The sequence below is a fragment of the Gramella jeungdoensis genome, from assembly GCF_023805255.1.
Taxonomy (GTDB): Bacteria; Bacteroidota; Bacteroidia; order Flavobacteriales; family Flavobacteriaceae; genus Christiangramia; species Christiangramia jeungdoensis.
Genome location: NZ_JAMSCK010000004.1, coordinates 183,314 through 204,364, shown reverse-complemented (window position 1 = coordinate 204,364; position 21,051 = coordinate 183,314). Strand labels below are relative to the sequence as shown.

16 protein-coding genes are annotated in these 21,051 nt (G+C 40.4%); 7 read left to right on the top strand and 9 right to left on the bottom strand.

What is annotated here, in order from left to right; genetic code table 11:
• Window positions 1-2 precede the first annotated feature (2 nt).
• The 6 genes from NE848_RS11830 to NE848_RS11805 all read right to left on the bottom strand — a co-directional run bounded on the left by NE848_RS11830 (window position 3) and on the right by NE848_RS11805 (window position 7,805).
• Window positions 3-2,930 (bottom strand): serine hydrolase domain-containing protein, encoded by a 2,928-nt coding sequence (locus NE848_RS11830; protein ID WP_252113822.1) that lies wholly within the window; start codon window positions 2,928-2,930, stop codon window positions 3-5.
• Entirely contained in the window at window positions 2,927-3,415 is a 489-nt protein-coding gene (locus tag NE848_RS11825; RefSeq protein WP_252113820.1) for an ABC transporter ATPase, read from the bottom strand. Before NE848_RS11825 ends, NE848_RS11830 begins: the two co-directional genes overlap by 4 nt.
• 89 nt (window positions 3,416-3,504) lie before the next feature.
• The gene (locus NE848_RS11820) at window positions 3,505-4,296 is read right to left on the bottom strand and encodes a (Fe-S)-binding protein (protein ID WP_252113818.1); all 792 of its coding nucleotides are present in this window, start codon (window positions 4,294-4,296) and stop codon (window positions 3,505-3,507) included.
• A gap of 27 nt (window positions 4,297-4,323) precedes the next feature.
• The gene (locus NE848_RS11815; protein ID WP_252113816.1) at window positions 4,324-5,664 is read right to left on the bottom strand and encodes a 4Fe-4S dicluster domain-containing protein; all 1,341 of its coding nucleotides are present in this window, start codon (window positions 5,662-5,664) and stop codon (window positions 4,324-4,326) included.
• Window positions 5,665-5,670: 6 nt separating this feature from the next.
• Window positions 5,671-6,624 carry an MlaD family protein gene (locus NE848_RS11810; RefSeq protein ID WP_252113814.1) on the bottom strand — a complete coding sequence of 318 codons (954 nt, stop codon included), beginning with the start codon at window positions 6,622-6,624 and terminating at the stop codon, window positions 5,671-5,673.
• 56 nt (window positions 6,625-6,680) lie between these two features.
• Window positions 6,681-7,805 (bottom strand): N-acetylmuramoyl-L-alanine amidase family protein, encoded by a 1,125-nt coding sequence (locus NE848_RS11805; RefSeq protein WP_252113812.1) that lies wholly within the window; start codon window positions 7,803-7,805, stop codon window positions 6,681-6,683.
• 137 nt (window positions 7,806-7,942) lie between these two features.
• Between NE848_RS11805 and NE848_RS11800 the strand changes: the two genes are divergently transcribed.
• Complete coding sequence (locus tag NE848_RS11800; RefSeq protein ID WP_252113810.1) at window positions 7,943-10,633, top strand: putative LPS assembly protein LptD; 2,691 nt, start codon at window positions 7,943-7,945, stop codon at window positions 10,631-10,633.
• Window positions 10,634-10,676: 43 nt separating this feature from the next.
• Window positions 10,677-11,060: a RidA family protein gene (locus NE848_RS11795; RefSeq protein WP_252113808.1), complete on the top strand. Its 384-nt coding sequence runs from the start codon at window positions 10,677-10,679 to the stop codon at window positions 11,058-11,060.
• A gap of 1 nt (window position 11,061) precedes the next feature.
• Here NE848_RS11795 and NE848_RS11790 read toward each other — a convergent pair whose 3' ends face one another.
• From NE848_RS11790 to NE848_RS11780, 3 genes are all read right to left on the bottom strand, one after another.
• The gene (locus NE848_RS11790; protein WP_252113806.1) at window positions 11,062-11,430 is read right to left on the bottom strand and encodes a methylglyoxal synthase; all 369 of its coding nucleotides are present in this window, start codon (window positions 11,428-11,430) and stop codon (window positions 11,062-11,064) included.
• Between the two features lies 1 nt (window position 11,431).
• The gene (pfkA, locus tag NE848_RS11785; protein ID WP_252113804.1) at window positions 11,432-12,418 is read right to left on the bottom strand and encodes a 6-phosphofructokinase; all 987 of its coding nucleotides are present in this window, start codon (window positions 12,416-12,418) and stop codon (window positions 11,432-11,434) included.
• 111 nt (window positions 12,419-12,529) lie between these two features.
• Window positions 12,530-16,948 (bottom strand): translocation/assembly module TamB domain-containing protein, encoded by a 4,419-nt coding sequence (locus NE848_RS11780; RefSeq protein WP_252113802.1) that lies wholly within the window; start codon window positions 16,946-16,948, stop codon window positions 12,530-12,532.
• A gap of 91 nt (window positions 16,949-17,039) precedes the next feature.
• Between NE848_RS11780 and tsaD the strand changes: the two genes are divergently transcribed.
• Genes tsaD through NE848_RS11755 form a run of 5 tightly spaced genes read left to right on the top strand, consistent with a single transcriptional unit; the run spans window position 17,040 to window position 21,050 of the window.
• Entirely contained in the window at window positions 17,040-18,062 is a 1,023-nt protein-coding gene (gene tsaD / locus NE848_RS11775) for a tRNA (adenosine(37)-N6)-threonylcarbamoyltransferase complex transferase subunit TsaD (protein WP_252113800.1), read from the top strand.
• Between the two features lies 1 nt (window position 18,063).
• A complete protein-coding gene (locus NE848_RS11770) occupies window positions 18,064-18,771 on the top strand; it encodes a 16S rRNA (uracil(1498)-N(3))-methyltransferase (protein ID WP_252113798.1) in 708 nt (235 codons plus the stop codon).
• A 6-nt stretch (window positions 18,772-18,777) separates the two neighbouring features.
• Window positions 18,778-19,428 carry a DUF4159 domain-containing protein gene (locus NE848_RS11765; protein ID WP_252113796.1) on the top strand — a complete coding sequence of 217 codons (651 nt, stop codon included), beginning with the start codon at window positions 18,778-18,780 and terminating at the stop codon, window positions 19,426-19,428.
• Complete coding sequence (locus NE848_RS11760) at window positions 19,425-19,949, top strand: TrmH family RNA methyltransferase (protein ID WP_252113794.1); 525 nt, start codon at window positions 19,425-19,427, stop codon at window positions 19,947-19,949. Before NE848_RS11765 ends, NE848_RS11760 begins: the two co-directional genes overlap by 4 nt.
• Window positions 19,950-20,009: 60 nt before the next feature.
• On the top strand, window positions 20,010-21,050 hold the full coding sequence (locus NE848_RS11755; protein WP_279344064.1) for an AI-2E family transporter: 1,041 nt from the start codon (window positions 20,010-20,012) through the stop codon (window positions 21,048-21,050).
• The last annotated feature ends 1 nt before the right edge of the window (window position 21,051 follow it).

Below are 21,051 nucleotides of genomic sequence, written 5' to 3'. Positions count from 1 at the left end.
AATTAATAATCTATAGATTCGTATATCACTTTTTGGATTTCAGACCGTATATCCTCACGAATAAGTTTTCTATTATTAGAATCGGGATAAGTTCGGTTAGACAAAAATACATAAACAATTTCTTCCTCGGGATCAGCCCATGCCAGTGTTCCTGTGAAGCCGGTATGACCAAAACTCATCATAGAAACACAATTACAAGTTGGTCCTGCGTCACCCAGCTGGGGTTTGTCGAATCCCACGCCACGTCTTACGTTATCCTCACAATAATAACAGGTATTATATTTCTCTATAGTTGCCTTATCCAGCAGCTTTTCACCTCCATAAGAGCCTCCATTAAGATAGGTCTGCATGATCTTGGCAACGTCATTCGCTGTACTGAACAAACCGGCATGTCCGCCAATTCCTCCCTGCATGGCCGCGCCCTGATCATGAACAAATCCTCTAACTACCTGGCGACGCCAGAGTTTATCATATTCTGTTGGTGCTATTTGCAGAGTATCAAATCTTGTTAGTGGCAAATAACCCGTATAACTTGCTCCAAGAGGTTTATAAATATGTTCCTGGGTAAGATTATGCAAATTGCTGTTGTAATAAGCTTCCAGATAGTATTTAAGTAAATAATAAGGAAGGTCACTATACTTATACCTAAGCCTGCTATCCAGGTCGCTTCTCTTAATAATATCTACAATAGTATCCCCAATATCATTGCGAATATACATATCTGCTGCCACCTGTGTATTGAAAACTTCAGAAGGTATATCGCTATAATAACTACCAGAGAGTTTTTTAGTCTTTGGATCGAGAGTAGATACATAAAACGGGATCCATGCCTGTAACCTGGCATAATGCATCAGCATATCCTGCAATCTCAGGCTTCCTTTATTAGAGCCTTTAAAAACCGGTAGCAGTTCTTCAAGTTTTGTATTAAAATCGATCACCTCCTCTTCGTCCAGCTCCATTACTAATGGTAAGGTTCCCAGTATTTTGGTGAGCGACGCCAGATCATAGATGGTGGTATCGGTAACCGGTAGTTCCTTTTCATAGGTTTGATACCCGAAATTCTTCTGGTAAATCACCTTTCCCTTTCTCGCTATAAGAACCTGCGCACCTGGTGTCATTTTCTTATCGATAGCATAATTCACGAGGCTATCTATCTTTTTCAGTTTTGCCGAATTCATTCCGACACTTTCCGGTTTGCCGTATGCTAGTCGGTTTATATTATTTGTATTGTAGCCTGTACCTTCGGGAAATTCATTCTTTAAACTTACCGGCAACCTTCCTTTTGCATCCAGAGCCCCAAAAAGCACCTGTGCGAGCTTTTGCTGAGCTACAGGATGATTTTGATACCCTACCAGTATCCCTTCCAGGTTAGCAAAGCTCTTCACATCTAAAAGCGCATAAGGCCTTGTGAATAAGGAAAGAACTGTTTTGTTCTTTCGGGCGATCTCATGTAACCATACCAGCTCCTTATCAGAAAATTTATAGGAAGACCAGGGGCTTTTATCCGGTTTATGATAACCAACAACCACATAATTATATGCCTCCAGTTTTTCAAGTAAGTCTGATAATTTTTCAGCCTTAACCCAGTCAACCTGAGCATACTTCCTCATTTGACCTAAAAACTCACTACCGTCCGCATCTCCAAAGTTCACATAAGCTATCTTTTTTTCAGGAAGGTCTTTTACCGGAACTACGGCTTTATTATTCTTAAGCAGGGTTATGGCGTTCTCAAATAATTCATCAAGTAATGCATCATCCCTGGAGGTATTGAGCTCATCAATAAGAAAGTTAGTGGAGATAGGTTTAAAAACACTTAGGCCAACCTTATACTTTGCCGCCAGGATCTTTTTGACCGATAGCTCGAGCCTGCTTTCAGAAATAATGCCTTCATTGTAGGCCTCAATAATACTTTCTGAAGCTTTCCCTACATCTTCACTCATAAGAAGTATATCATTTCCGGCAAGAAAGGCTTGAAGATCAACTTCTCCCGGTTCTTTATTTTTGGCAACCCCTTTCATTCCAAGAGCATCGGTAAAGATGAGTCCGTTAAACCCCATATTGTTTTTCAATATCCCGGTTACTATGCTTTCAGATATCGACGCGGGCAAACCATCTTTTGATTCGAGGGCCGGAACATTCAAATGCGCAACCATAACACTGCTAAGCCCCTGCGGAATAAGTTCTTTGTACGGATACAGCTCTACATTATCTATCCTTTCAGAAGAAAAGTTGATGGTGGGCAAAGATTTATGAGAATCCTGATCGGTATCTCCATGTCCGGGGAAATGTTTTGCGGTGCTTAGAGCTCCTTCCCGCTGCATTCCTCTCATAAAAGCCAGGGCTTTTTCAGTAACATTTATTTTGTTTTCACCGAATGACCTATTCCCGATGATAGGATTATCAGGATTTGTATTTATATCCACTACAGGGGCAAAATTAAAGTGAACTCCCAATCTTCGGGCGTGCCTTGAGATGGCTGCACCGGCATCTGCCACCAATTCATTATTCTGAATAGCCCCAAGTGTCATATTCCATGGAAGAGCAAAAGTGCTATCAAGTCTCATAGCTAGTCCCCATTCGGCATCCATACCTACCAACAAGGGTACCTCAGACATTTCCTGAAATTCATTGGTAAGCTTTGCCTGTTTTACAGGTCCTCCTTTAGAGAAGATGAGTCCTCCTATGTGATGTTCTTTTATGAGTTTACGAATGGTATCAGCTTCATTGTCATTCTGAGACCAGATACTGGCCATAAAAAGCTGCCCCACCTTACGTTCAAGACTCATTGAATCGTAAATACTATCCACCCACTGCTTCTGGGCAGGATAATTATCCACCAGGAGCGGGTTGGTATTTTGTCCAATTCCGCTTAAAGAAATGAGTAGGAAAAGTAAAAATGTATAAAACCTTTGGGGCTGCTTCAACTTCATCTCTTCATAAATCGTTTATGCCAGCTTTCGGAAGCCGGAACTTCCCAGTCTGACAGGTATTCGGCTTTATTGTTTACAAGGTTATTAAATACGATGGTCTTGGGTGAAACTGCTTTTTCTTTCGCCATTTTTCTAAAATCTGAAAGACTTTTATAAGCTATGAATTCACCTTGTTTATAGGAAACATTCATTTTATCAAGCAGATCTACATCATATTCCTTCTCCAACTGCTGGATAAAATTCACAGAGGCGTCTATAGAACAACCGGATGCGGCATTGAGCTGCTGATCCAGCGCTATGGTTATAAAACGTTTGTATTTTATTTCATAAGAAGCCTTAAGATCGGCTCCGTGAGCGGTCCATTTTTCAATAAACCCATCAAGTTTTTTTGAGATTTCCTGAACCTCTTCTTCTGTGAACGACCTGTTGGCCTGATATATCCAAACCCGGGAACTACCGGGAAGACTTTCAAATGGTACTAACATAATTAAGGGCTAAATTAAATTGTTACAAATCTAATTTTTTTAGCCATGAGCTCAAATATAGTACCGGGATTTAACTTTTCAGAATTTAGTTAAAGATCTTCGGCATTTGCAATAAGTTCTGCAACGTCCATTACTGCCACGCTGTCTTCTTTCTCCTTTCCCTTAATACCGTCGGTCATCATGGTATTGCAAAAAGGACAACCTGCCGCAATAATCTCAGGATTAACTTCCAGGGCCTGCTCTGTTCTTTCTAGGTTAACGTCTTTATTTCCTGGTTCAGGTTCCTTGAACATCTGTCCTCCTCCTGCTCCACAACAAAGTCCATTCTTTTTGCATTTTTTCATTTCCACCAGTTCAACCTCAAGTTTTCTAAGGAGATCTCGCGGAGCTTCATATTCGTTATTCGCGCGGCCAAGATAGCAGGGATCATGAAAAGTGATCTTTTTACCTTTAAACTTACCCCCTTCAACCTTTAGCCTGCCTTCATTAAGAAGGGCTTTTAGGAATTGAGTGTGATGCATCACCTCGTAATTCCCTCCAAGTGAAGGATATTCATTTTTAAGAGTATTAAAACAGTGAGGACAGGCAGTTACCACCTTTTTGATCTCATAGCCGTTAAGCACTTCTATATTTGTGGCCGCCTGCATCTGGAATAAGAATTCATTCCCGGCACGTTTTGCAGGGTCCCCGGTACAGCTTTCTTCAGTACCTAAGACTGCAAAATCTACTCCGGCCTGGTGTAATAACTTAACAAAGGCTTTGGTTATCTTTTTTGCACGGTCATCAAAACTACCAGCACAGCCCACCCAGAATAAGACCTCCGGTTTCTTGCCTTCTGCCATATATTCGGCCATAGTTGGAACCTTAAGTGCATCTGCCATATTCTTGTCTTTTATTCTTTTTTTCTTTTATTTTTCTTCAGCCCAGTTCAAACGATCCATTTGGTTATAAGGCCATGGAGCTCCATTATTCTCTATATTGGTCATTGCGATCGCCAGTTCATTAGGCGCCGCACTCTGCTCCATTACGAGATACCTGCGCATATCGAGTATAATGGATAGCGGATCTATACCAACCGGGCATGCCTCTACACATGCATTACATGTGGTGCAGGCCCATAGTTCTTCTCTTTGAATATAATCGTCCAGCAATTGCTTGCCATCATCTTCATATTTTCCCTTCTTATTAACGATCTCTCCTACTTCTTCCAGTCTGTCCCTGGTATCCATCATGATCTTTCTTGGAGAAAGCTTCTTGCCTGTTTGGTTCGCCGGGCATTCTGAGGTACAGCGACCACATTCGGTACAGGTGTAAGCATTTAATAACTGAACCTGATTAAGGTCGAAAACATCTGACGCCCCAAATTTCTCCGGTTCGTCATCTTCTTCTCCTTCTGCAGGGGCTGCGAAGGGATCGGCATTCGGATCCATCATTAATTCCACCTCCTTCTTTACGGCTTCAAGATTATTAAACTCACCCTGAGGAGTTAGTTTTGAATAATAAACATTTGGAAACGCCAGTAAAATATGCAGGTGTTTTGAATAATAAAGGTAGTTAAGGAAGAAAAGTATACCGAGTATATGAGCCCACCATGCCACTCGTTCAATAATGATCAAAGTTGAATTATCCAGCCCATCCATTATCGGTAATAAAAACTGACTTATAGGAAAACTTCCCATGATTCCTGCTTCCGATGTATAATGCGCAGCACCATTAAGCTGCAACTGATAATCTGCCGCATTCATGGTGAGGAACAGAATCATCAGGATCATTTCGAAATAAAGGATATAATTCGCATCATTCTTCGGCCACCCCTTCATCTCCCGACTCCAGAACCTTTTCAGTTTGCTGATATTCCTCCTTGTCCAGAAGAGTATCACTCCAACGAGCACTAGAAGTGCCAGAACTTCAAAGGCAGCTATTAAGACATTATAAAAACCTCCCAGAAATGATAGTACGCGATGAGTTCCGAAAATACCGTCAATTATAATCTCCAGAACCTCAATATTGATAATTATGAAACCGAGGTAGACAATTATATGTAGCGCACCGGCTAGAGGCCTGCGTACCATTTTGCTTTGCCCCATTGCGATCCTTGCCATTTTGGCAAACCTCTCACCAGGATTATCATTCCTGTCTACTTCTTTACCAAGTTTTATATTTCGTATAATTCTCCTGATGTTTCTGGCGAAAAAACCTATTCCCGCCACCAGGGCAATGACAAATAAAATCTGCGCAATAATCTGCATGGTTGGTTATTTTAAAGAGTCTTCTGGTGGATCATATGGACCGGGATTCTTCCCGAAAACTGAAAAATGAACATAGCGTTTTGGATTCAGTTTTACATCCTGTAACAATTCTTCCAGTTGTTTTGTAGCGCGATCCAGGTTGTTGTAGACTGCATCATCGTTTATAAGTCGGGCCGCAGTACCATCTCCATTGTTTAATTTATCAGAAACATTTTCAAAATCGGCTACTACTTTTTCAAGATCGGAAGTGATCTGCTTGATATCCATGCTGGTAAGAGTGTCTGAAAACTTATTAAAGTTGGTAGACATTTCATCAAGATTGGTAAATGTCCTGTCTAATTTTTCAGAGTTACCCTGAACAATTCCCTGAAGTTCGGTTGCTGTGATTCTAAAGCTTGTTACTGTTTGATCAAGGTTTTTGAAAGTTCCCTTGATATTGTTTCTTGTAGAATCATCCAAGATCTTATTGATAGCTGTAAGCATTGAGTCGGCACTTACAATGGTATTTTCCAGTTTCTTTTGAAGCGGCGTAAGACGGTCATTAACAAGCTCCATGATCCCCTCTTCCTTACTTCCTTCAAGAGTATCCCCATCTTTCGCCATGCCTATATTTGAATCATATTTAGGAATAATGGCAAGGGACTTACCTCCTATTATATTACCCCCGTATATCTTGGCTTCACTATTCTTGGAAAAAGGAAAATCCTTCTTAACGGTAAAGGTCACTACAAGGTCGCCTTTACTATTCAAAAAATCAATTCCTGTTATTTTTCCAACTTTAAGCCCGTTTATGGTAACTTCTGAGGAAGGTGACAAACCTTCAACATCGTCGTATACCGCGTAGAAGGTACGACTATTGTCCAGCAGATTTTCTCCCTTTAGAAAACTATAACCGAAGATTAAAATTACTATAGCTGTAATAGCTAACAGGGCAGTCTTGACCTCTCTGGAATATTTCAAAAGCAAACTTTTTAAAGGATAAGCACAAATTTAGAAATAAAAATAGAAAAGCCATTCTATTTAAGCCTAGATTTTAACGCCTCATTAACCGTTATTTTATTGTCATTCTTAAAGGCAACAATATAACTGCTTGGATATCCCTTCTTTATCGCTTCTTTATGTAATTGCTGAATTTTCAAATAATCTGAGGTTTCCCCATAATAATACTTGTACAATCCCGCTTCTTTTATACGGTCAATATTACTTAAGCCCTTAAAATTATAGGGTTTCGGATCTAATTTTTTAGAGCCAGCGGCTATCTGTACTCTAAAAGTAACGTCCTTATAGATTTGAGATTTTGAAACCTTTTGCCCGTCATCAACTCCCATGGGATGATTCGCTACTATACTTTCCAGTGTATTTAGATTTATTGTATGACTGTATTCTATAATAGCATTAGTAATAGCAGTAGCCATTTTATCACGGCCAGTGTTACTATTTAAAAACGCACCTTCATGGTCATTGGTCAAAAACCCTGTTTCTATAAGAACACTGGGCATATAGGTTTGGTGCAGAACGATAAAACCAGCCTGCTTTACCCCCCTGTTCTTTCGGTTAAGCTTATTGGTGAACTCTTTTTGTACAAAGTCAGCCAGCAAAATACTTTGATCAAGATATTCTTCCTGCATTATGGTAAGGCCAATAAATGATTCCGGCGAGTTGATATCAAAATCGCTGTAGGTGATTTCATAATCCTCCTCAAGGTAAATTACCGAGTTCTCCCGTTTGGCTACCTCAAAGTTGGTTTCATTACGATGTAATCCAAGAACAAATGTCTCTGTACCGTAGGCCTGAGAATTATGTGCATTACAGTGTACCGATACAAAGAGATCGGCGTTTGCATCATTGGCGATCTTCCCTCTCTTTTCAAGCGGAATAAATACGTCGGTATCCCTTGTATACACCACATCGATGCCTTCATATTTCTCCAGGGCTTTTCCTATTTTAAGAACAATACTTAGAGCAATATCCTTTTCCTTATATCCATTCCCTATATTCCCTGTATCCTTGCCTCCATGACCCGCATCCAGAACAACCACAAACCTGTCAAGATTCGGCGGAATTTCCGCTGAATAAACGTGGCTGGAAATGCCGGTTATTACAATTGCTAATACGAAAAGTTTAAGTAAGTTCGTTCTCATAAAAAAGCTAACGCTTAAGTGGGGTGAATATTTTAATTACTATTTTTCCTGCGCTCTAAAAACTCAGCTGAAAAAATATATGTAATTTTGGAGTTGCAAAAAGCAAGCCAATCCGTACAAAAATAGCACTTAAAGCATTGCAAACAAATATCCCGAATAGTCTTTTTTGCTTCGTTTTCACGCTGTTCTTTTCCCTTGTTTTGTACCCGCAGGAAGTTGAAACCTCTTCTATTCCAGTACAGGCCGAAAAGGATTCGATAGCTCCTGTAATGAATGCTGATGAAATAAGCAAGCAGCTACAGCAACAGGACACCACCCAAACAGACACAGTTAGAAAACCACAGTTCCTGACAGATATTGTTAGTTATACCGCTACAGATTATATGAGGTTAAGTCCTAAAGAAAATAAGATGTACCTGTATAATGAAGCCAAAATAGTGTACGGGGATATGACCATAGAAGCCGGGCTTATCATCATAGATAATTCAAAAAATGAGGTTTTTGCCTACGGAATTGAAGACTCTACCGGGGTATACACCCAAACCCCGGTATTCACACAGGCTCAGCGAACTGTTGAGCCAGACTCCATTAGGTTTAATTTTGATACTGAAAGAGCCCTGGTCTATAATTCCAGAACCCAGGAAGCTGAATTTAATGTAAAGGGAATGGTTACCAAGCGTGAGAACGACTCGGTGTACTTTATGAAGAATGTACGCTTCACCACTTCAGAAGATGTAGACGATCCAGAATATTTCTTCTATGCCCGAAGAATCAAATTTGTTCCGGATAAAAAGATCGTTTCGGGACTGGTGAACATGTACATCGCCGATGTGCCAACACCCCTCGGACTTCCTTTTGGATATTTTCCCTTAACCGATGAAGAGACCTCAGGCTTCATAATTCCCTCTTTTGGGGATAGCCAGTATGGTTACAATCTTCAGAATGGAGGCTATTATTTCGCGATTAGTGACTATGCCGACCTTCTCGCATTAGGAAGTTATTATACAAATGGGACATATAACCTTGAACTCACATCAAATTATGCAAAACGCTACCGCTTTCGTGGTAATTTCAGTGTGAGGTATGAAAAGAGATTCAATAGTCAGCGGGGTTTTCCGGATTTCAGTGAATCTTCATCCTATAACATTAGATGGTCTCACAGTCAGGATGCCAAGGCCAACCCAAGTTCCAGGTTCTCTGCTTCGGTAAACCTGGGTAGTAGTGAATATTACCAGGAATCCATCAACCAGTCTAATACGGGGAATTTCCTTAATAACACCCTGAGTTCATCGGTTTCCTACAGCAAGACTTTTGAAGGAGAACCGCAGGTAAACCTTAGTCTGGCTGCAAGACATTCCCAGAATACACGAACCCAGAGCATTAATATGAGCTTGCCAACCCTGCAGCTGAGCATGTCCAGGATCTACCCTTTTGCCCCGACGGCAGGGGCCAAAAAAGGCCTGTTTCAGAACATTAACCTGCAGTATAGTTTAAGGGCCGAAAACCAGATTGAAACTACCGATTCATTGTTTTTTAAACCTGAAATGTTCAGGGATGCTAAACTGGGAGCCCAGCACTCCATACCACTTTCAACCAATTTCAAGCTTTTTAAATTTCTTAGTGTAAGTACCGGGACAAGCTATGAAGAGACCTGGGTTTCAAGAACTTTTGAACAATCTTACGATCCTGTTCTAAATCAAGTAGTGAGAGATACAATAAACGGCTTTGATTCTTACCGAACCTATAACTTCAACGCCAGCATGGGTACCACACTTTACGGACTCAAAAGTTTCGGAAAAGACAAAAAGATTCAGGCGGTAAGGCACGTAATGAGGCCTTCGCTGAGTTACAGTATCAATCCCGGATTTGACAGGTTCTATGACACTTATGAGAGGCCTGACAGGAGAAACCCTGACCAGATAGAACTGGTTGACTATTCAAGATTTGATGGTACTTTATATGGGGCTCCAGGCAGAAATTTTTCAAGTTCTGTTGGTTTAAGCATTAGTAATACTCTTGAGGCAAAAGTAACTTCAAAAGACAGCACAGCTACCGAGCCAAAGAAAATAACACTGCTTAACAACTTTAGTATGAGCACCAGTTATAACCTGGCCGGAGACTCATTAAAACTTTCCCCAATAGCTCTAAGAGGGTCCATTCCAATAGTTCAGAATAAACTGGACATTAACTTTGGTGGTAATCTGGATATTTATGCACTTAATAACAATAATCGCCGAATCAACAAACTGAATATCGAGAATGGCGGAAGCCTTTTCAGACTTACCAATGGAAGCGTGAATTTTGGATATTCATTCTCAAATAAGGATTTTGAAGGCAACGAGGAAGAGGTAGATGAAATAGACAATGAAACCCTCCGAAACGGAGGAAGAAAAGACGATCTTTTCGGAAAGGGAATGGGGCCCGATGGTGAACTTTTTGAGGATGATGAATTTGAGGGAAGTGAACGGGAAAATGAAGATTCCTGGTACAATTATAAGATCCCATGGGACCTAAGGCTGGCCTACTCTCTTAATTATTCCAATTCCGCAAGGCAGGATGAGATTTCTGCACACTCCCTGATGTTTACGGGGAATGTTGAACTGGCTCCAAAATGGAAAGTGGGTGTAAGCTCAGGATACGACCTGGTAAACAATGGATTCACCTTTACTCAATTAAGGTTCCAGAGGGATCTTAATAGCTGGATGATGAGCTTTAGCTGGGTTCCTTTTAGCAACAGAAAATCATGGAACTTCCTTATCAGGATAAAATCCAGCGTATTAAGCGATATCAAATACGAAAAGAGACGCGAAAGAGACCGACAATTATAAGACTTTAGACTTTAGACTTTAGAAGGATTAAAACTATATAATCATGAAAAAAATAATTAAAACCAACAACGCCCCGGCTCCAATAGGTCCGTATAACCAGGCAGTTTTTGCCGGAAACACGCTTTATGTTTCGGGGCAGATCGCATTAGATCCTAAGACAGGAGATCTCAAAACAAATGACCTCGAAACGGAAACCGTTCAGGTTCTGGAAAACCTAAAAGCGATTCTTCAAGAAGCCGGTTTAGGAATGGATAATATCGTGAAGACCTCCATCTTCATAAGTGACATGAATAATTTCGGTCAGATAAACGAAGTATATGGCCGCTATTTCGATTCTGAAAATGCACCGGCAAGAGAGACCGTTGAAGTAGCTAATCTCCCTAAATTCGTAAATGTGGAGATCAGCGCTATCGCTATAAAATCTTAACTTATTCCAGCCCTTTAATAAGCAGTCTGGCCGTTGCAGGATTTGTAGCCAGCGGTACATCATGCACATCGCATAATCTCATAAGCATAAAGATATCAGGTTCATGAGGATGTTTGTCTAAAGGATCACGGAAAAAGATCACCATATCCACGAGCCCCTCTGCAATCCTTGCTGCGATCTGGGCATCACCACCCAAAGGTCCTGATAGTAATTTATCTACTTTATATCCGGCGGCCTCAGTCTTGGAGCCTGTGGTTCCGGTAGCAATAAGATTAATCTGTTTAGAGTCCAGGACCTCTTTGCTTTCATTAAGAAATTGAACCATTTCAGGTTTCTTCCCGTCGTGGGCAATTATCGCTATCGTCTTCATATTAAGTAGATAAGATTTCTGAAATTTTAAGAAGCTCCTTATTGATGTTGTGCTTTCCTTTTAGAGCCCGGTCCAGACTACAGGATTCAATTTCGTTATTAAGCATTCCTACCATCAGGTCTTTCTTTCCGTCAAGCAAAAGCTCCACTGCCTTTACCGACAGACGGCTGGCCAGCACCCTGTCAAAACAGCTGGGCCTTCCTCCACGTTGAATATGTCCCAGAACTGTCACCCGTGCATCATAATTTGGAAGGTTCTCCTTTACATAATCTGCAAGTTCAAATACATTCTTACCTATCTTATCTCCTTCTGAAACGACCACTATACTGGAGGTTTTTCCGGCACGCCTACTTCTTTCCAGAGATTCCAGCAACCTTTCCAGACCGAGATTTTCTTCAGGAATCAGGATTTCTTCAGCACCAGCACCAATTCCGCTGTTTAGTGCTATAAATCCAGCGTCACGCCCCATAACTTCCACAAAGAAAAGTCGGTTATGTGAACTGGCGGTATCCCTTATTTTATCTATTGCTTCAACCACGGTGTTCAGCGCGGTATCATATCCTATAGCGTAGTTGGTACCGAAAATATCATTATCTATGGTTCCTGGAACTCCAATCACAGAAATGCCGTGCTCCTTACTAAAGACCTGTCCGCCACGAAAAGTTCCATCTCCTCCTATCAATATCATCCCATCAACTTCATCCTTTTTGAGGTTTTCGGCTGCCCTCGCCCTTCCCTCTTCTGTGAGAAAAGCTTTAGATCGAGCACTCTGAAGAATAGTACCTCCCTGGTTGACAATATTTCGAACACTTCGTGCATTCAGTTTAATAGATTCACCATTGATCATTCCCTGATAACCGCGGTAATAACCTATACAATCGGTATGATAATATGCACATGCTCTTACAACAGCCCTGATGGCAGCATTCATCCCCGGGGAATCACCTCCGGATGTCATTACTCCAATACGTCTTACTCTTTTAGCCATAAAAAAATTTAATTGAGAATAAATCTACGAACTAATTTAAATAAATCAGTTGGTCCCTCTACTTCTTACTCAAATTTAAAGGGATAGAAATGAATGAGAATTAAATAATTATTAAAATTTCTGATCTGCCCCGCTGCTGGATGGAAAATTAATATAATCTGGAGCGAGAGATTTGGCAGATTCCTCTTCCTGTTCTTCGGCTGCTGTCTTAACTATTTCGGTATTTACGATCTTTCTTATTAGTTCTTTGAATGTATCAAAATCTACAGAATATGATAAACCGATACCCTGGGTAAAGCCGATTTCCTCTCCTATAAACTGAATATTACTTTCACGATTAAATACCTTAGCTCGTAGAGTTCCATCTTCATTCAGAAGGAAATCGATCTCCAGGTCGCCAATAATCACAGATTCCGTTATTCCTCCTATTGGAACACCTACCTGGCCATTTATTATCACCCTGTCTGAAATCTGTGTGGACAGGGTAAGACCGAATCTATCCACTGTTTGCTGATCGGGCGTGCGGTCACCCTGCACATAATTAACCCCCACCTGGAACTTACCATCGTCATCGGCAAAAATATCATTTACGATGCTGGAAGCACGTTCAGCAAGAGTACCGTATATCGCGGCCCCACGCAAACCAAACTCGCTATAGAATGTTCCCTGGGTAACTAGGAAAAGAGCCTGTAATTCCTTACTCGCACGGTCATCTATCCTATATTGCAATTCCGATTTTACCGTAGAACTGGCATTCGGAAAATCAATATCAAAACTAATATCTGGCTGTTCTATCTGCCCCTGAAGATTGATCACCACATCTACAGGTATCTTTCTGTTCACTGAAGGATTTTCAAGCAATACCGCAGGGTTTGCATTCAGGGAGTATACCGCACTCACATCCAGCTGGGCGTCCATTGGGTCTCCATCCCAGTTGATACTTCCTCCAGATTCCACCTTAAAGACCTTTTGAACAAGTCCTGCGTATTTGAAGTTATATACCCCTTCATATACAATGAAGTCCCCCCACATATTAAATTTACCATTCGTGTTTATCTCCAATAATAAACTACCTGCTCCACGCCCCCTAAGTGTACTTCCGCTCGTTTTATCAACCACGACCTCTACTTCGGCCTCATTGGTAATATCAAGATCAAAGATCATCTCAATTCCTTTCACCTCGGGAATCTCAATTTCCTGGCCAGCCAGACGTGCAGCTTTCTCCTCGGGACTCAGGAATCTGATAAAAGAATTATCCCCCACCGACTCTGTATCACTCAAAGGAATTTTGAAGACCGTTCCTCTTTCGGTAGCCGCGTTCACATCAATAACAAGTTCATCTGTAGGTCCTTTGATAGTAGCCTCCCCGTCAATAAAAGCAGTCCCGTAATAAAGAGCATCCTCATCAGCTTCGGTATCAAGAACAAGCATCCTGTTAGATCGCAGATCGAGATCCAGGAACCATTCTGAAAAATTACGATGGGAAATGGTCCCATCCAGAATTCCCCGAGTCCTATATTTTGTATCTATAATTCCAATATTTTCGAACACGAATTGCTGCTTGGTAAGATCTACCCTGGCCTTATCCTGAAAATCTATATCAACATTTAAATACGGGATGCGTAAACCGGCCTTGCTCAGTTCCAGATTTCCGGAAAAATCAGGATTCTTATAATTACCTGTCACAAAGGCTCTACCGGTGGCAAAACCCCTTATATCGGTAAGAACATCGGCACCCAGAGGTGTGAAAATTCCCATATTCAACCGGTTGAGATTAACCTCCAGATCTATGGTTGGCTCATTACCCGAGACGTTAATATCTCCAATTGTAGAAAGGGACTCAAAACCATCTTTTTTAAGAACACTATAAACAGAATAATTGGTTAGGTCTTCATTTCCTTCCACGTCCATCTTCAAATGCCCAAGGTATATATCATTAACCCTGAGAGAATCTATGGTCATATTGGTATTTGGGTAATAGGCACCTTCTTCCTGTAAAAGATCCAGATCTCCATTGAGAGTACCGGCAAGGTTCAGACTGTCAATTTCTGGTGTTATCTTATCTATATCCACATTTACAAACTGCATCTTAAAGTTTTTGTATGTGGAATCCCTCATTTCTCCTCTTAGTCTTATCTCTTCATTATTATGGCTCATAACGAGGGAATCTATTTGAAGATCCCGGAACTTATTGTCAAAAATTATCTTATTGCTCCTGTTACCGGACTCATTAAGATACCAGACCTTATCCTTGAATTTGAAGTCCGACCTCTGAATACCCACTACAGATTTACTGTTCTCATTGATGGTATGAAAAAGGTTCAGGTTAAAGACATCATTATTGTTCTTGCCTCCCTGAAATTCAGATCGAATAAAAAGAGTATCCCTTTGTGTTACATTGATAAAACTGAATTCTGAAAAATTGTAAAGATCGGTCGCCACGCTATCGGCCTCGAAGAATGTATTATAAATCGGGTTGGTATTATCTACCTGAAGGTTTACTTCTTCAATCATATTATCAAAGACATCGATGCGTGGTGATCTGAAAGTAAGTTTGAATTCAGATTCATCTGATTCTACCCTGCCGCGAATAAAAGTATTGGGAGCCAGTTCTATTTCAGGATAGAAAACTTCCACTATCTGATTATAAATATCAAAATCGAACTCCATATACTGGTTGGTCGTGATAGTACGTGGCTTGTAATTAGTGTAAATGCTTCCAAGGGAGTTCTGGAAAAGGGCTCCTACCTCGTTTATTTTGAAAATTCCGGTTACTTCTCCATTTATCACATCAGGAGACTGGATGCTGATGGTTCTAACCGGGCCTTCAAAACTTGACGAAATATTCAGGTCATCGAAGTAATAGAGATCATCCTGGTTTCGGTAGGAAGTATTTAACAAAAGAATATCCCCAAAGGCGTCATCTATATTAGTGCCTTTCATATTCATGATGATATCTCCCTTAAAAACCGAAATACTATCACGGTCTACGAAGTTCAAAGTATTAAGGTCTGCATATTGTACCGAGGCCTCAAAGTCGTAAACATTAATATCTTCAGAGACATCGGCGAGTCCATTGAATTCCATCTGCAAATTCGGATCCCGGGAAACAAAATATCCATTGAACACAGGATTTCGAAGATTTCCTATAACTCTGATATTGGAATAAGTATAACCATTATACTGAATCTTAGAAATACTACCTTTTAACTGAGTATTCAAATGCTCCCTGTCAAAACCACCACCATCAAAGTCTATATCAAAGGTGGTTTTCCCCAGTTTTTCATTTTCGGTAATCCGCCCGATATTAATATCTCTAAACACCAGCCTTCCTTTATAAGTAGATCTTTGTGAACTATTAAAGTTCTTCAGAATAAAGTCGGCATCTGCCGAACCTAACTGACTGTTAAGATATACATCGGCATCAAGGGAGGAAGTGGTAACGTAAGTATTTCCTTTTAGATTGACATTTCCAAATTCCCTAAGGCTTTCCGGAAGTTTACCGAGTAACGGGCCAGGCAGAAAGTTCACCATATCGTAATAATTGGTGTTAAAGTCAGAAAAACTTCCGTCCATGCTAAAGGTATCCGCTTCTTTTGAGAAAGAATTCTTGATCTGGAAATTACCATAGATAGTGGTGCGGTCGAGCCCTTCTAATTCAAAGCCTTCCAAATGGAAATCGTTGAGTGTACCGGTAAGTTTTGTTTTGAAATTAACAACCTGGTCATCTCCAAAACCATCATAAAACGCCTGCAGGTCGTTGCTGGACAGCACACTTTGCCTGAAATCGGCCTCTACCTGAACCAGATTCTCAAAATCTGAAAAATCACCCTGGTCATAGTTAAAATAAAGATCGGCTTTAACCAGCGAGCCCGGGGTTTGCAGGCTCATATCCACTAGATTCATTTCAGTAGGATCGTAATGAAACTTTGTAGACAGGTTGTCAATCTGGATGCCCCTGTGCTCATAACCTTTAAGACTTCCTATGTCTATATCAATATTTTCATCGTCTATCCTTAGCTGGTTAGCATAAATATTCAGACTGTCAAGTACAAGTACGTCGGGAGTATCCAGATTTTCATCAAAATAACTATAACGGCTATTCACGATCTGAACATTATCGGCATGTAATTCGAAATGGGTTGAATCCCCTTTGGGTTCCTTTCTAAGTTTTTCAATTAATACACCAAGATTGTCCTTATCTTCCCCTTCGTAACGCCTCATTTTCATGTTAAGACCTTCTATACGCGTATTACCCAGATCGGGTGAATTATTTATCAGATTAGTAAAGCTAATAATAGAAGAGCGTATTTCATCTGCGGTAAATAATGTATCGGCATGATGATCCTCTACATATATTTCATTGAGTCTCACATTCCCAAAATAACTAAGTGACACCCGCCCAATTGAAATATTTACATCGCTCTTCTCGCGAAGGGAATCAGTAAGTCTTTTAGCTACAGATGTTTGTACTGCAGGAATGGAAAATACTATCAATAAAATTATGAATAACAAAATCAGTGCGACCACTGTTTTAGTTAGTATTTTCCAGAATTTTTTGATACGTTATTATGTTTTAACTTTGCGTCTAATTTACAACTTCTATGTCCAATAATTTCAGATGCCAGATCAAAAAATAAATATTCTCGCCATTGAATCATCCTGTGATGACACCGCTGCTGCTGTACTCTGCAACGGAAAAATACTTTCTAATATTGTTGCAACTCAGGAAGTTCATCAACAATATGGAGGTGTGGTACCCGAACTGGCTTCCAGGGCACACCAGCAAAATATAGTTCCGGTAATCCACCAGGCACTGGCGAAGGCAAATATCGTTAAAAAAGATGTTTCTGCAATTGCTTTTACAAGGGGCCCCGGGCTTATGGGATCGCTGCTTGTTGGAACCTCTTTCGCGAAGTCACTGGCGATGGGTTTAAATATTCCGTTAATTGAGGTAAATCACATGCAGGCTCATATCCTGGCACATTTTATTGAAGAAGATGGATATGACAAACCCGAATTTCCCTTCCTTGCCATGACCATAAGTGGAGGGCACACACAAATTGTAAAGGTGACCGATTATTTTGAAATGGAAGTGATCGGTGAAACTACCGATGATGCAGTTGGTGAGGCATTTGATAAAAGTGCCAAAATACTCGGGCTTCCCTATCCCGGTGGACCACTGGTAGACAAATATGCAAAAGAAGGAAACCCAAAAGCTTTCAAATTTCCCAAACCAAAAGTGGACGGACTCAATTTCAGTTTTAGTGGTTTTAAAACAGCCGTTCTATATTTTGTTCAGAGAGAGACAAAGAACGATCCTGAATTCATTGAAAAGAACCTTAAAGATATATGTGCGTCAATTCAGTATACCATTATTGGAATATTGATGGATAAACTGAAAAAGGCCGTTAAGGAGACCGGAATAAATCAGGTTGCTATAGGTGGAGGGGTTTCAGCCAATAGTGGTATAAGACAGGCGCTGAAAGATGCTGAAAAGAAATGGGGCTGGAAATGCTATATCCCTAAGTTTGAATATACCACCGACAACGCTGCCATGATTGGGATTGCAGGATATCATAAATACCTGAAGAAAGATTTCGCCGATTATTCCATTACTGCCCAATCCCGATATAAATTTTAAGATGCAGTTATTCTTTAATCCAGACATTTCAGAAAAAGATAAACAGGTTGTTTTTCAGCGGGACGAGAGCAAGCATATTGTCAAGGTGCTTCGCAAAAAAGAAGGAGATATTCTGAATATTACCAATGGGAAAGGATTTGTTTTTACCGCAGAAATCATCCAGGCCGATCTTAAACAATGTATAGCCAGAATTAGTTCAGCAGAAAAACAGCCACCACCTCCCTATTATCTCCATATGATAGTAGCTCCTACCAAAATGAATGATAGGTACGAATGGTTCCTGGAAAAAGCTGTAGAGATCGGAGTACATGAGATCACCCCGGTGATCTGTGATCACAGCGAACGTAAGAAAGTGAAACTCGAGCGTTATGAAAGGGTGCTTCTAAGTGCTATGAAACAGTCCCTTCATTATTACTTTCCAAAACTTAATGAACCTGTAACTTTTAAGGATCTTATTGAACAGGGCATTGAAGGTTCAAAATTGATAGCCCATTGTGAAGATGTGAACGAAAAACCATATCTTCAGAAAAAAGTACATCCCTGGCATAGGGTAAATATTTTAATTGGTCCCGAAGGGGATTTTAGCAAAGAAGAGATCGAACAGGCTAGAAATACTGGCTGGGAACAGGTTAGCCTGGGCGACAGCCGATTAAGAACCGAAACAGCTGCAATAGTAGCCTGCCATACTGTAGCCATGGTAAATCAATAAACCTATATGAAGTCGTTAAAGCTTTTCACGACGATTTTTTTTCTGGGCTTAGGTATAGCTGCAAATTCCCAGGAGATAGCCGTTTTAAAATACAATGGAGGTGGCGACTGGTACGCAAACCCCACTTCCCTGCCCAATCTTATTAAATTCTGTAATGACAATATAAACACGAAAATAAATACCAAACCTCAAACGGTAGAGCCTGGCAGCACAGATATCTTTCAGTATCCATTTGTGCATATGACGGGGCATGGAAATGTTCTTTTTAATGACGAAGAAGTAGAAAATCTTAGGAACTATCTTCTAAGCGGAGGCTTTCTCCATATAGATGACAATTACGGAATGAACCAATATATCCGGAAAGAGATCAAAAAAATTTTCCCCGAAAAAGAGCTCACAGAAATCCCAGCTAATCATCCTATTTTTTATACTGCCTTCAATTTTCCAATGGGATTGCCAAAGATCCATGAACACGACAGGCAACCGCCCCAGGCCTTTGGAATATTTGATAATGAGAGACTGATCCTTCTTTTCACCTATGAGAGTGACCTTGGTGACGGCTGGGAAAGTCCGCAGGTTCATAACGACCCTGAAGAAGTAAGACAGAGAGCCTTAAAGATGGGCGCTAACATTATTAAATATGCTTTCGAGAATTGAGTGAACAGCTTTCCCATAACGAAACGGGCTTTCAGAAGAAATGTTTCCCCATCATTCTTTTATTGGACAATGTTACCGGAGAGGCCAATATTGGGAGTCTTTTTCGGATGGCCGATGCCTTCGGAATAGAAAAGATAATATTTAGCGGTACAAGGCCTAATTTGAACAGTAACCGGTTAAAGCGCACAGCTCGTAATACTCATAATACTGTTGATTTTGAATTCGTAGAAAATCCATTGCCGCAAATTGAGAGTTTAAAAAAAGAGAATTACAGAACGATCTCTCTCGAAATAACGTCTGGAAGTCAACCAATTCAAAATTTCAGGGAAAAAATCTCAGATAAAATTATACTAGTAGCTGGAAATGAGAGACATGGAATATCCCATGAAATTCTGAAAATCTGCGATTTATCTTTCCATATTGAAATGTTCGGTGAAAATAGCAGTATGAATGTGGCACAATCAGTTGGTATAGCATTCTATGAAATCACTAAAACCCTGAACAAGTTTCATAAGAAATAATATATTTACGCTGTGAAAGCACACGATATAGCAAACGGAATACTGAGAGCCACAGGTATCATGCTAGGTATCATTCTGCTGCTCTACTTTTTATGGGAAGTACAATCGGTGATAGTTTACGTGGCAGTTGCGGGTGTAATTGCATTAATTGGCAGGCCTATAGTAATTTTTCTTCGCAACCGTCTCCATTTACCCAATCAGCTTGCGGTTGTCACCGTTCTCATACTGGTGCTGGCGATCTTTGTAGGGATCATATTCGTATTCATACCGATTATTATTGAACAAAGTAAATATCTGGCACAGATTGATGTTGAAGCCTTTAAGAGCGACCTGAACGATCTGAATGAGCAGATAAACAACTATTTGGGTGTTAGAGAGATCAACATTATAGAAGCACTTAAAAGAAGCGCCTTCGTTAGAAATTTTGATGTGAGCTTGATTCCGCAGTTCCTTAATAATGTCTTTGGAATACTGGGAGCGACCATAGTAGCTGTATTCTCTATTCTTTTCATCTCTTTCTTCTTTTTAAAAGACAGCAAGTTAATGCTTAATAGCATTCTTGTATTTGCTAACCGCGGAGAAGAACAGAAATTTCAAAGAGTATTCAATAAGATCAAAGTATTATTATCACGCTATTTCGTTGGACTTACCTTGCAGATCACGGTACTATTCATCCTTTACACGATCCTGCTTTCAGTCTTTGAGATAAACAACCCAATAGCTATTGCGTTTATCTGCGCTGTTCTCAATCTCGTGCCATATCTTGGGCCGCTGCTGGCCGGGATCCTAATGGCGTTGTTCGTGATATCCAGTAACCTGGGAGCCGATTTCAGCAGTGTAATTCTGCCAAAAGTCATTTATGTGATGCTTGGTTACGGAATTTGCCAGCTTATAGATAATTTTATTTCCCAGCCAATGATCTTTGGAGCCAGTGTGAAATCGCATCCTTTAGAGATCTTCCTGATAATTCTTATCGCCGGATTATTATTCGGAATTACCGGAATGGTAGTAGCAGTTCCATTCTATACGGCCCTGAAGGTTATCGCCAAGGAATCACTTAGCGAATATAAGATCGTAAAAAGGCTAACCAGAGACCTCTAAT